Source organism: Boseongicola sp. (genome assembly GCA_014075275.1).
Lineage (GTDB): Bacteria > Pseudomonadota > Alphaproteobacteria > Rhodobacterales > Rhodobacteraceae.
Genome location: CP046179.1, coordinates 3,303,942 through 3,317,044, shown reverse-complemented (window position 1 = coordinate 3,317,044; position 13,103 = coordinate 3,303,942). Strand labels below are relative to the sequence as shown.

Genomic DNA, 13,103 nt, shown 5'->3' with positions numbered 1-13,103 from the left:
CGTCGGCTTTTGGTAAACCGTCAAGGTTTCTTCTTTGACTTTTTAGCTCTCGGCTGTGCACATGTTGAGACTGATAAGACTGCGATACTCATATGTTCTTGCAGCTCCCGCTGAATGGAGTGCACATTGCCCAGCCACTCAAATCGAAAAGATTTCAGCCTCAAAAGCCTGGAGTTATTCCAGATTTGCGCTGAGAAAGGTTCGCTTCAGGCGACTGCCGATGAAGCGGGCCTGTCAATAAGTACTGTTTCTCACCATTTGCGGGTACTGGAAGAAAGCCTGGGCGTTGACCTTTTTAATCATGCGAGACGTCCCCTCGTGCTAACACCAAAAGGCCGGGTTTTTCTTCGAAACATCGACAGCGCGCTACACTCAATCCGCAAGGCAAAAGCCGAAGCAAGTGCCGGAAACATTGCTGAGGCAAGCTACTTGCGGATCGGAACAATAGAAGATTTTGACAGCGATATCATTCCAGATCTGGCTGTGTTCCTGTCGTCCAGAATGCCAAAATGCGACTTCACCTACATTACCGACACCAGCCAGAATATCATCGAGCTGCTGCGTGACCGGCAAATCGACCTGGGTGTCACAAGCAGTCCGCCTGAGCGTCTTCGGGATCTGCATGATCGTCCGTTGCTCCACGACCCGTTCGTCGCTGTCCTGCCTCGAACGAGTGAAGAAAAAACGGACGACATCCTAAATGGAAACTCCTCAATTCCATTTTTGAGGTTTTCGTCCAACCTGATGATAGCCAGGCAGATTGAGGGGCAACTAAGGCGCGTCGGAATCTCAGCGCAAAATCGGTTTGAATGCAGCAGCAATCAAACTCTGATGGCGATGGTGGCCGCAGGTGCCGGATGGACAATAACGACTCCCCTACTGTTTTCACGTGCCAAGCGCTTTCAGTCGCAACTTTCCATGCAGCCATTTCCGGCCAAAGAATTTGGGCGCACATTGGCCATTGCAACAACACCCGATTGTTCACGCAGTGTGTTGGATATCTTCGATGACAAAATGCGCTCGCTTGTAGCCGGGCAAATCATCAATCCTCTTTGCGCACAGGCACCGTGGCTTGCGTCACGCTTTCGCCTGCTTCAATGAGATATTGGTCTACAAAATATTGAATCTATTGCGAATTTTCAAATCGTCCGCAACACTTAAATATTCTGGTCGATGGGTGTTGAGGATACTTTGTGCTTTGCTTTTCGCAACCCCCCAAGCGTCCGCTGCTCCGTTGGCCGCCCAGGTTCGCGGTTCAGATCTATCTGCAAGATTTGGGTAGAAATAGTCGCGTTCCATTGCAGCGTAAGTGTGTTGTCCGCCAAGGAAATGACCATCTCCTAAAACTGCATCACAAATGGCATCAAAACCCAGGTTTTCTTCCGTCACTTCCACGCCACGAAGCATCCGGTAGCTGTGCGAGTGCATTTCATCATCGAGAACAAATGCCTCAAAGCTCGCTCCGAGTAACGACGCGGTCATGCCAGAACTCTCGTAAATCAGATTTCCACCTGCAAGCGCGGCAGCTAACGAAGTGATACCTTTTTCAACACCATACTGAGCGTCGATCGCTTTGGCATCGGACATGGAACAGGCAACGCCCGACGGCAAACCCAGCCAATTCGAAATCTGAGCTGATGCGGCATTCAAAAGCGCCGTTTCCCCGCTGCCGCCCGAAAACGCCCCGGTGCGCAAGTCGATCACTAAAGGCCAGTTCGAAAACACCATCGGAAAGCCGGGTTGAATAGCGTGAACCATAACCAGACTTGCCAGGGTTTCAGCCAAAGACTGCGCCAGAAACCCTGCGAGAGTGGCCGGGGCGGTTGCACCGGCCTGCGCTGCGGTAATGCAAGAAATCGGTACGTTGTGAGCAATGCACTCATAGACCACATCCACTGCATCGTCCCCATATCGCATGGGTGAAATCACAGGACTGATGTGGGCCTTCATGAATGGTCGCCGAGAAAAATTACCCTCGCCGCCCGCCGCAATGTCGAGCATTTGAATAATGGGCTGAATATTCTGGGCAAGCGTGAACGATGTTGCCGTAGGTTTTGTGGTGTTTCGAACCAGCGCATACGCGGTGTTCATATCCAGATCGAAAGTGTCCGGGACATCGGTCGCAACGCAACAACGCGTGAACCAACTGACATTTGCCAGAGTGTCTTGCAAACGGGTGAAATCATGGAGGTCAATCAGCGTTGAAGGGCGGTAAATTCCAGTTTCCAGATCGAGCGTCTGAACGGCGGCACCACCCGTGCCGAAATAAACGCGATTACCGCCAATTTCGATCGACCTCGCGTCATCCCTTCCGTGCAGAACAAACGTCTTGGCAGCTTGGTCAATGGCCTGTTCCACCAATGCCGGCGAGAAACAAATGCGGCCATTTTCAGAGTTTTCGGACGCTCCCGCGGCGATTAGGTCGCCCCTTAGTCGATTGGGCACTTCGCCCATCCCCAGTTTTTCAAGAAGGTCGAGCGCGGTGTCATATATTTGGTGGACTTCGGACTCGGTCAGCGGTCGATAGTAGCCGCCCGGTTGCCCAGGCGGGCATGGATCAACCGGCGGCCCGGCTGCGCGCCTTGCCAGCCGCCCGCTTCTTCCACCACGTTTCGTTGGCTCCAGTGGCACAGTCATTCCATTCACCAAATGTGATATGCCGACAGAAGCCGAGACCGTTGAGGCATCACAACTTCAAAGAAGTTATTCTGATATAATCGATTTCTAATTTTCAATTTTTCGCATTAGTTTAAATTCGATTGCTGCTTTTGCTCGTATCGTTGCGAATGGGAAAAAATCGACTGGAGCGAATTGGCCATGAAATCCCGCACAAAAGTAGTGGTGATCGGCGGTGGAATTGCTGGGTGTTCGACGCTCTATCATCTTACCCAAGAGGGATGGACAGACGTCGTCCTGCTCGAAAGGGACGAGTTGACCAGCGGCACCACATGGCACTCGGCAGCTCAAGTCACAAATTTCGGCATGAACCAGACGATGGTCGGCCTTAAGTCGCACTCGATCAAACTCTATAAAGAACTGTCTGAAGACCCTGAATACCCCATAAACTATCACCACGCAGACGGTGGTATTCGGCTGGCGAACACTCAAGAACAAATGCAGGGATATCGTCATTTTGCGTCGATGGCGCGTGGAATGGATGTGCACTTTGAGGTCATCGATGCAGAAGAATGTGCCAAACGGCACCCGTTGATTTCTACAGAAAATTTAGTCGGCGGCCTTTGGGATCCTTTGGACGGTGATATTGATCCCGCTCAGCTATGCCAGGCATTGGCGCGCCGTGCGCGCAACGCTGGCGCCAAAGTGTACCGCAACACACCGGTCACCGGACTGACGCAAAAAGACGACGATACCTGGACAGTTCACACGGACCAGGGCGACATTGACTGTGACATCGTTGTTAACGCCTGCGGCTATCGGGTGAACGAAGTCGGCGCCATGATGGGTGTTCATCACCCCGTGGTCTCGATGGAACATCAGTATTTTCTGACCGAAGATATTCCTGACATAGTGGAAGCGAACCACCGGATGCCACTGCTTCGCTGCCCGATCAGCGACTACTACGCTCGGCAGGAGAAGAATGGTCTTTTGGTCGGATTCTATGAGCAAGACTGCAAGACCTGGGGCATGGACGGCATAGATCCTAATTTCACAAACGCCCTGTGTCCGGATGACCTGGACCGCGTCATGGGTGTTCTGGAGGGTGCCTTCGAACGGATGCCTGCTTTAGCCGAAACAGGCATTCGAACTGTCGTAAATGGTCCAATTACTTACACCATCGACGGTGCCCCCCTTGTTGGACCGATACCCCGAAAACGAAATGCTTTCTGTATAATCGGCTTGCGAGCAGGCATTGGCGAAGACGGTGGGCAAGGTTGGCTATTGGCGCAGCAGATCGTGCATGGCGATGCCTGCTTTGACACTTGGTCATTGGACCCGCGCCGATTTACAGGCCACGCAAATGTAGAATTGACTGCTTTAAAAGCAATTGAAGATTATCAAAACGAATTCAGGTTCCATTTTCCGCACGAACATCGTCCTGCGGGACGCCCAGCCAGGACAACGCCTTTGACACCCGTTCTGGCGGCGGAGGGGTGTGAATTTACAACGGTCAACGGGTGGGAGCGCGTCGAGTATGTGAAGCCGCAACCAGAATTTCGAACTAAGCTGGGGTTTGATTTCGACGAGACATTCCAGGTGGTTGGCGACGAAATAAGCAACGTCGTAAAAAACGTCGGTCTTTGCGAAGTCAATGGATTCAACCGGATCGAGATAACAGGGCGCGACCGTCACAGCTTTTTGGTGTCCGTCGTCAGGGTTTTGGGAACCAAGAGTTGCTTAAACAAGTAAAGAGTTTGGCTCGTCTGGTTGATGTTATTATGCGGCGCGCTGTCTGTGATGCAAGCGCCGCGCTTCGAGCGTCTTTCGTTTGATCCTTTCCCGTTGTCTTAGAATGGCTTTGTCACGCCCGAAGTAGACGTCGGCGGGTGTGACGTTGTTCAGGCTCTCGTGGTAGCGCTTGTGATTGTAGTGATCGACGAAGGCTTCGATCTGGGTTTCGAGGTCTCCCGGAAGGAAGTAGTTCTCCAATAGGATGCGGTTCTTCAGGGTTTGATGCCACCTCTCGATCTTGCCCTGTGTCTGGGGATGATATGGTGCGCCCCGAGAATGCTTCATGCCTTTGTCCTGCAGCCATTCAGCCAGATCGCCAGAGACGTAACTGGACCCGTTGCCGCTGAGGAGGCGGGGTTTGTGGATGACGTGAACCTGATCGCACCCTGATGCTTGTAGCGCCAAATCCAGGGTGTCCGTCACGTCCTCTGCCCGCATGTTCGTGCAGAGTTTCCACGAGATGATGTAGCGGCTGTAGTCGTCCAGGATTGTGCTGAGATAGAACCAGCCCCAGCCAAGCACTTTGAGATAGGTGAAGTCGGTTTGCCAAAGCTGGTTGATCGCAGTGGTCTTGTCTTTGAACTCGTTTGCCGCCTTGAGCACGATAAAGGCCGGGCTGGTGATCAGATCGTGGGCCTTCAGGGCCCGATAGACTGAAGATTCCGAGACGAAGTAGCGCTCCCGATCCGTGAACGTCACTGCCAGTTCGCGCGGCGACAGCTCCGTCTCCTGCAGCGCCAGCTTGACGACCTTGCGCCGGACTTCGTCGGGGATGCGGTTCCAGACATGTCTGGGCTTAGGCGCTTGATCCACAAGGCCAGCGTCGCCGCGCTGCCGATACCGATCATACCAACGGTAAAATGTGGTGCGGGGGATGCCCAGCTTTGCCAATGTTCGACGAGCAGACAAATGCGACCCCTCAACAAGCCGGATGATCTCCAACTTCTCAGATGCAGCATACCTCATTCTTGGTCGCCCCCACCGCCGGTCATGCTTTTTTTGAGAAGACGCAGTTCCAGTGTTTGCTCGGCAACGACCTCCTTCAGGTCTCGGGCTTCGCGGCGCAGGTCCTTGACTTCGTCGGTCGTAGCCGCACGCGCCGTATCTCCAGCAAGCCGCCGTTTGCCAGCTTCCATGAAGTCCTTGGACCATTTGTAGTAGATACCTTGAGATATTCCCTCACGACGGCACAACTCAGCAATGCTGTCTTCGCCACGCAAGCCATCCAGCACGATCCGGATCTTCTCTTCTGACGAATACTGTTTGCGCGTCGCGCGCTTGATCTCTTTGACGATCTTCTCGCCGGGGCTTTTGGTTGTCTTTCTCATCATCCACTCCTCAGTGGTTACGATGAGCCAACAACTCTCTCTTATCAAATAACGCTATTTGGACCCATAGGCGCTGACTTCAGACACCCGCCCTGCCCTTATGATCCAGAATTCGAACGGATGCGAAGTTGAAGCTGAGAAGCATGAATAGAGCGAGACCATGACCAAACTAATCTTCGATGGCAACTTTACTCAACAGGAAGCCATTCCTGAAACTGCAATCAACGCCGCTGTTGATGTCATGCAGTCGGGACGCCTTCATCGCTACAACACGGCACCGGGTGAGGCTTCGCCAACTATGCAGTTGGAAGCTGCCTACGCAGCGTGGCAAGGGGTGGAATATTGTCTTGCGACCGCATCCGGTGGTCAAGCCATTCAGATTGCGATGCGTGCTGCGGGAGTTAAGGCTGACGACAACGTTCTCACCAATGCCTTCACTTTAGCACCAGTTCCCGGAGCCATTGCAGCGCTGGGTGCCACTCCGATCTTCGTGGAAACAGACTCCAATCTTCGTCTTGACCTAATGGACTTGGCGGGAAAAATCACGCGTTCGGGTGCTCGTTATCTCCTTCTTTCGCACATGCGGGGGCACCTTTGCGATATGGATGCGTTGATTGAAATTACTAAGTCGGCAAATATAAGCGTCATAGAAGACTGTGCGCACACAATGGGTGCACGTTGGAATGGGATCCGGTCCGGTAATTTCGGGTTAGCCGGTTGCTTTTCGGCTCAAACTTATAAGCACATTAACTCTGGTGAAGGTGGGCTTCTGACTTCGGACGATCCGGAATTCATGGCGCGCGCAATAATTTATTCTGGAAGCTATATGCTCTATGAACGGCATGGCGCAGCTCCACCCGCACATTTTTTTACAGATATCCGATTGGAAACTCCCAATTTGTCAGCTCGAATGGACAACTTGCGTGCGAGTCTGCTGATACCGCAACTTGAGTCTATTGAAGAGAATATCACCCGTTGGAACGCACGCTATGGCGCCGTTGAAAACGAACTTCGCAAATCGAACATCTTCAATGTGCCGGACCGCCCAGCGAATGAAGAGATGGTCGGCTCATCCATTCAGTTTCGCATCTCGCATTTTGATGCAGCAGCATGCCAAGAGTTTCTCGCGCTGACTGCGTCACGCGGTGTCGAACTCAAATGGTTTGGCAAAGAGGAACCGCAGGGTTTCACTTCAAATCACAGTTCCTGGCAGTATGTGAGGCCGCAACGATTGTCTAAGTCGGACGATATACTTGCAACCTTGTTTGACATGCGGATCCCGTTGACATTTTCGCGGGCAGATTGCCGCATCATAGGAAAGATTTTGGTGGAATGCGCCATGGAATTGTATTGACCCACAAGATTTGTGATTCTCCTGTTGCTTACCATTGGACAGAACCAACACAGCCAACTGGACTTATGGGTCTTTGGGAAATTCGTTATAGTGACCCTGTAGTGAACGCGGATTACCAAATTGCAAAAAAGTAGCGCATTTTGTGCCGAATTCTCACAAATCTGGCCGAAAAGGCTTGCGACTTGAAGTAGGGCGAAGATGATGGAGTACTCCCAGTTTTGACTGGTGCGACTTCATTGGTCGCAATATCGACAACCAGACTGACCTAATCAGGTCGTCCAAACAAACCGAGGCGAAAACTCGCCCAACAATTTACCAGGAGAGGAAGATGAAAAAACTAACAACTATTGTCTCGGGAACGGCGCTATTAGTGTCTGCCCCAGCCATGGCGGCAGACATTGTGATCGGAGTCCCGAATTGGGCATCGGTCAATGCGACTGCGCATGTTCTTGAGATCGTAATCGAAGAAAACCTTGGACTTGATGTCGAACTGCAAAACGGCACCAACCCAATCGTGTTTGAAGCAATGGACAAAGGTTCAATGCATGCGCATCCAGAAGTCTGGATGCCAAACCAGCAAAATCTTCACGACACTTACGTGAAAGACAACGGTTCAGTTGTGATGAACCAGAACCCGGTCTCAGCCGAACAGGGAATGTGCGTTCCAAGCTACATTGCCGAACAATACGACATCAAAACCATCGATGATCTAAGCGATCCGGACAAAATGGCGGTCTTCGATAGCGACGGGAACGGTACACCCGAAGTTTGGATCGGGGCACCAGGTTGGGCTTCGACCGTTGTCGAAAAAATTCGTGCCAAATCATATGGTTACGATCAAATCTTCGAGCTAACAGAATACGAAGAAACAATCGCCTATGCCAACCTGGCAAATGCGACAACTGCAAACGAAGCGTGGATCGGCTTCTGCTACAGCCCGCACTATATCTTCGTAACTCAAGATCTACATGTGATCGAAGAACCGGCCCACGACCCTGCAACTTGGACAATTGTTCAGCCAACGGACGACCCGGACTGGTTGGCTAAATCTGAAGCGTCGACAGCTTGGAACGGTGCGACGTTGCACTTGCACTTCGCCAAAGAACTGGAAGAATCGCACCCCGAAGTGGCTGCATTGTTCGCTAATTTCCAGATGGACGGACAAAGTCTTAGTGCCATGGGCAAAGCTCTGGCTGTTGACGGCCGCGAAGCTGCAGACTTCGCAAAAGAATGGGTAGACGCCAATGAGGATACAGTTCTCAACTGGCTGACTAACTAAGCCCTCGATTGCAGGCCGCCGCGAACAATCGCGGCGGCCTTTTCTAACTAAGCGGGGACAGAGAATGAGCGAAGCGGTTGTAAAGCTGACTGACGTCTGGAAGATCTTTGGTGAGAAAGCCGAAGAAGCCATGGCGGCCGTTAAAGGCGAAGGGATCGGCAAGCCCGAAGTCCTTGCTAAATATCAATGTGTTGTTGGTGTTCAAGGGGCAAGTTTCGAAGTCCCTCGCGGTGAAATTTTCTGTATTATGGGCCTGTCGGGCTCTGGCAAGTCAACGCTTGTACGCCATATCAATCGCTTGATTGAACCTACGGCGGGCAAAATCGAGATACTTGGGCAAGATGTATCCTCAATTAGCGATGGCGAACTGCGACGTATTCGCGCCCAACAAATTGGAATGGTCTTTCAACATATGGCACTGATGCCGCACCGGTCGGTTCGTGACAACGTGGCTTACCCTTTGGAGATCAGAAAGATTTCAAAATCAAAGCGTTGGGCCGTATCGGACCACGCGCTCGGTCTGGTTGATCTGACCGGATATGAAGACAGGCTTCCCAAAGAACTCTCAGGCGGCATGCAACAGCGCGTCGGCATTGCCCGCGCGCTCGCTTCTGACCCCGAAATTCTGCTGATGGATGAACCCTTTTCTGCACTTGATCCGCTCATTCGATTACAACTGCAGGATCAGTTCAAGGCGCTGGTCGCCCAGCTTCAAAAAACCACACTGTTTATCACGCACGGCTTGGATGAAGCCATTCGCATCGGTCATCGCATCGCAATCATGAAAGACGGTGTGATCGTCCAGATAGGAACGCCAGAAGAAATCGTTATGAACCCTGCAGATGACTACGTTCGCGAGTTTGTACAGGGCATTTCTAAACTCAAACTGGTCAAGGCACACTCGATCATGGAACCGCTTGAGAGCTATTCAGGCGACCTTGGCGGTGCCCCCCGCGCGGACCATGGCGCAGATCTCGACCAGCTCATCGATTTGTCGGTGGGAGCTGATCAGCCAATTGTCATAACAGATGGTGGCTCAGAAGTCGGCGTCGTTACCAAACCAACACTTCTGCGCGGTATCCAGGGAGGCAAGAATGACTGATTCAGCAACCGAAGTGAAAGTCACGGCCGCCTCGGATATCGAAGTTGATCGCGAAGCTCTGAACAAGTCCATCAAGGAGTTTGCGGAGGAAAACGGCGACTATTATGCCGAGGCATTTCACAAAATCCACGACAACACTGGAACGTTGCCGCAAACCTTTAACTTGTGGGCGGCGGTCCTCGGACCCGTATGGGCCGCTTCACGAGCAATCTGGGGAATGTTTTGGGCGTTCTTGATCCTAGAAATCATTGCTTGGGTTCAGATCGGGCGCGGTGCCTGGGGAAACCCCGGGGCTTCGTTCTTTGAGCGTGCCGAGCGCCAGCAAACACGGGCCGAAGAGCTGCGCCAACGAGCTGCAGATGCAAGTGAACAGGCAGACATCGATCGCTTTACGAAACTTGCAGAGAACATTGAAAAAGCTGCATCAAATACATTGGAACAAGCAAATGCAGCCCAAGCGGAATCCTCCAGTATTCTGCTTACTGGATTGGTGATTTTGGCAATAGTGAAGCTCATCCAAGGCTTCTATGGAAACTCCATCTACGAGAAGCAATATTCTCGCTGGCGGATCAATTCCGGCAAGACAGAAAGTGGTCGAAAGCAGGCAAATCTGGTTCTGGGAATTGTTCTGACCGCAGCAATTGCGCCGCTCATTGTTTATAAATTCACAATCGCCAACTCTTTGGCGTTCTTGGATGAATTCCCTGAAGACTGGGTTTCGTCACTATTCTTAGGTCCAGAAGGCGGAACATTGTTCTCGGCAATCGCAAGCTGGATGGAAGCGCAGATAGATGCTGCCGCCCGAGCTGGTGGAGATGTGTTCGACGGGATCGTGGGCGGCGTGCGCACGGTCTTGGATGCATTAACAGTGGCGCTAAATGGATCACCATGGCCGGTTGTTATGTTGGTTATCGTGGTCACGGCATGGCGTGCCGCCGGCCCGCGTGTCGCCATATTCACGACCGCTTCGCTCGCCTATCTGGCGGTTCTGGGCTATTGGTCCATTGCGATGGAGACAGTCGCGTTGGTAGGAGCAGCCGTGCTTCTTTGCGTTGTTATTGGTATCCCGTTTGGCATCTGGTTCGGCAAATCTAGCCGCGCCTATAGGATCGCCGAACCTGTACTGGACTTGATGCAAACCCTACCTGCGTTTGTTTATCTCATTCCAATCATCGCTTTTTTTGGCACTGGGAACCCTCCGGGTATCTTGGCAACCATTATCTTTGGCATGCCGCCGGTAATCCGATTAACTGCCCTTGGAATGCGAGGTGTTCCAGAAAGCATTAAAGAGGCCGCGGTCGCGTTTGGTGCCACACGTTGGCAACTTCTAAAGGACGTGGAAATTCCGCTGGCATTGCCCTCGATTATGGCGGGTGTGAACCAAACGATCCTGATGTGTCTGTCGATGGTTGTGATCATCTCGCTCATCGGTGGTGGCGGGCTTGGTAAAGAGATCCTTGAAGCGTTGCAGTATGCCGCCAAGGGTCCAGGACTTCTGGGCGGTTTTGCAATTCTGTTCGTTGCCATGGTCCTTGATCGGATCGTTCAAGGTGCGTTTCGCCGTGAAGACGAAAAGATCTGATCTCTAATGAACCGGCGCCTGCGGTATTCCGCAGGCGCATATAGGATCCGGCATGTCAGACGCTTATCAGCAATCAATGATGGAGAACCTCTACTGGTGGGGAATTCCAACGCTGTTTCGCTGCCCAAACGAAGGCCCCGAAGGCAAAGATATCGCTCTAGTTGGAGTGCCGCATTCAACGGGAAATGGAACAACCGAGCGTGACCAGCACCTTGGGCCGCGAGCTTTGCGCAATGTCTCGGCGGTATCACGTCGTATGCATGGCGGCTTCGGCCTAAACCCATGGGAAGCTGCAAAGATCGTCGATGTTGGAGACGTCCCCTTTCCCCGCGCCAACGACAACGAACATTGCATTGAACAGATCACTCGGTTTTACACTGACATCGACGGCGCTGGAGCGCGTCCGGTTTCAATTGGTGGCGACCACTCGATCACCGGAGGCATTGTCCAGGCTTTGGGGCGCCGCAAGATAACCAAGGGTGAACCGGTTTGTTTTCTGCATCTGGACGCGCATACAGATGTCTTTACCAAAGTTGATCATTTCTTGGGTGCCAAGAAATCTGCGGCGCACTGGGGTGCCTATCTTGCGGATCAAGGTGATGTTGATCCGACCCATTCAATGCAGATCGGTTTACGTGGTCACGCACGCACTCTGGATTGGCTGCAACCATCTTATGACTACGGCTATAACGTCGTCACCATGAAGGACTTCCGCAACCGCGGCGTCGAAGACGTCGTGGCGCAAATCAAAGAGGTCATGACCGGCAGACCCGTTTACATCACATTCGATCTCGATTGCCTTGATCCAACGATTGCTCCGGGTGTTTCGAATATCGAAGCTGGAGAAAAGGGATTTGATATCGACGAGGCGGTTGCGCTGCTGCATGCCGTACGCGGAATGAACATTGTCGGAGGTGATGTGGTCTGCATGATGCCAACAAAGGATTCGCCCAATCAAATAACGGCATTGACTGCCGCTGCAATCATGTTCGAGATGATTTCGATGATGGCCGAAAACGTTGGTGCTGCACCATGAACGACGATTTCTTTCAGCCGGTATCTGGAATGGAGTTGCCAAGATTCGCTGGCGTCCCAACATTTATGCGCCTTCCATCGATGACCTCAGATCACCCGCGTTACCGAGAGGTTCAAATGGGCATTGTTGGCGTCCCTTGGGACAGCGGCACAACAAACCGCCCCGGACCGCGTCACGGGCCCCGCCAGCTTCGCGATTACTCAACAATGATCCGTGCAATGAACCCGGCAAATGGGATCAACCCTTTCGCCACGGTCAATTGCGCCGACCTGGGTGACGTGCCGCCAAACCCCGTCGATATTCAGGATAGCATGCAGCGGATAACGTCCTTTTATCGCGATCTTTCTGCGCGCGGCATTACTCCAATGACAGCTGGCGGCGACCATCTGGTATCGCTTCCGGTATTGCGCGGTCTGGCGAGCGACGGCCCCGTCGGCCTCATCCAATTCGACAGTCATACGGACTTGTTCGACAGCTATTTCGGCGGTCAAAAGTTCACGCACGGAACCCCTTTTCGACGTGCTGTCGAGGAGGGTCTGGTTGACCCAAAACGCTTTGTCCAAGTCGGCATTCGCGGCACAGCCTACAATGTCGAGGACATCGAATGGGGCGAAGCGCAAGGCATCCGTATTATCCGCATCGAAGAGTTTTTCGACCGGGGAGTTGCAGATGTCATGACCGAGGTGCGCGCGATTGTCGGTAAAGAGCCAACTTACTGCACTTACGATATCGACTTCGTCGATCCAACTTTTGCGCCGGGAACCGGCACTCCCGAAATCGGCGGACCGAACAGCTTTCAGGCTCAACAAGTCATTCGCGAACTGAGGGGCCTCAATCTCATCGGCGCGGATTTGGTCGAAGTCTCACCGCCATTCGATCCGGGCGGCGGCACAGCTTGGCTTGGAATTTCTCTGATGTTTGAACTTATGTGCGTTCTATCCGAGGCTATTGTTGCACGTCAGACCTAGCTATCGATTCTGCTTCTTTACTCTTCGCGAAAAACACTGCAGCG

At 52.6% G+C, this 13,103-nt stretch carries 9 protein-coding genes and 1 pseudogene; 8 read left to right on the top strand and 2 right to left on the bottom strand.

Annotation, left to right across the window (positions count from 1 at the left end):
* Nucleotides 1-114: 114 nt before the first annotated feature.
* The gene (locus GKR98_16610; GenBank protein QMU59658.1) at nucleotides 115-1,101 is read left to right on the top strand and encodes a LysR family transcriptional regulator; all 987 of its coding nucleotides are present in this window, start codon (nucleotides 115-117) and stop codon (nucleotides 1,099-1,101) included.
* A gap of 9 nt (nucleotides 1,102-1,110) precedes the next feature.
* Here GKR98_16610 and GKR98_16605 read toward each other — a convergent pair whose 3' ends face one another.
* Nucleotides 1,111-2,637, bottom strand: a complete 1,527-nt coding sequence (locus GKR98_16605; GenBank protein QMU59657.1) for a trimethylamine methyltransferase — start codon at nucleotides 2,635-2,637, stop codon at nucleotides 1,111-1,113.
* Between the two features lie 180 nt (nucleotides 2,638-2,817).
* Between GKR98_16605 and GKR98_16600 the strand changes: the two are divergent.
* Nucleotides 2,818-4,365 (top strand): annotated as a pseudogene (locus tag GKR98_16600) (FAD-dependent oxidoreductase).
* A gap of 30 nt (nucleotides 4,366-4,395) precedes the next feature.
* Here the strand turns inward: GKR98_16600 and GKR98_16595 are convergent.
* A protein-coding gene (locus GKR98_16595) for an IS3 family transposase (GenBank protein ID QMU59656.1) occupies nucleotides 4,396-5,738 on the bottom strand; the annotation gives its coding sequence in 2 pieces (ribosomal slippage) (nucleotides 4,396-5,411 and nucleotides 5,411-5,738; 1,344 coding nt in all).
* Nucleotides 5,739-5,898: 160 nt separating this feature from the next.
* Here GKR98_16595 and GKR98_16590 point away from each other — a divergent pair.
* The 6 genes from GKR98_16590 to GKR98_16565 all read left to right on the top strand — a co-directional run bounded on the left by GKR98_16590 (nucleotide 5,899) and on the right by GKR98_16565 (nucleotide 13,059).
* The gene (locus GKR98_16590; protein QMU59655.1) at nucleotides 5,899-7,092 is read left to right on the top strand and encodes an aminotransferase; all 1,194 of its coding nucleotides are present in this window, start codon (nucleotides 5,899-5,901) and stop codon (nucleotides 7,090-7,092) included.
* 328 nt (nucleotides 7,093-7,420) lie between these two features.
* Nucleotides 7,421-8,371, top strand: coding sequence for an amino acid-binding protein (locus GKR98_16585; protein ID QMU59654.1), 951 nt, complete (start codon nucleotides 7,421-7,423; stop codon nucleotides 8,369-8,371).
* A gap of 64 nt (nucleotides 8,372-8,435) precedes the next feature.
* On the top strand, nucleotides 8,436-9,473 hold the full coding sequence (locus tag GKR98_16580; GenBank protein ID QMU59653.1) for a betaine/proline/choline family ABC transporter ATP-binding protein: 1,038 nt from the start codon (nucleotides 8,436-8,438) through the stop codon (nucleotides 9,471-9,473).
* Complete coding sequence (locus tag GKR98_16575) at nucleotides 9,466-11,055, top strand: ABC transporter permease subunit (GenBank protein ID QMU59652.1); 1,590 nt, start codon at nucleotides 9,466-9,468, stop codon at nucleotides 11,053-11,055. The genes GKR98_16580 and GKR98_16575 overlap by 8 nt, the downstream gene beginning before the upstream one ends.
* Nucleotides 11,056-11,107: 52 nt before the next feature.
* Nucleotides 11,108-12,091: an agmatinase gene (locus tag GKR98_16570; GenBank protein QMU59651.1), complete on the top strand. Its 984-nt coding sequence runs from the start codon at nucleotides 11,108-11,110 to the stop codon at nucleotides 12,089-12,091.
* Complete coding sequence (locus GKR98_16565) at nucleotides 12,088-13,059, top strand: agmatinase (GenBank protein ID QMU59650.1); 972 nt, start codon at nucleotides 12,088-12,090, stop codon at nucleotides 13,057-13,059. The genes GKR98_16570 and GKR98_16565 overlap by 4 nt, the downstream gene beginning before the upstream one ends.
* The last annotated feature ends 44 nt before the right edge of the window (nucleotides 13,060-13,103 follow it).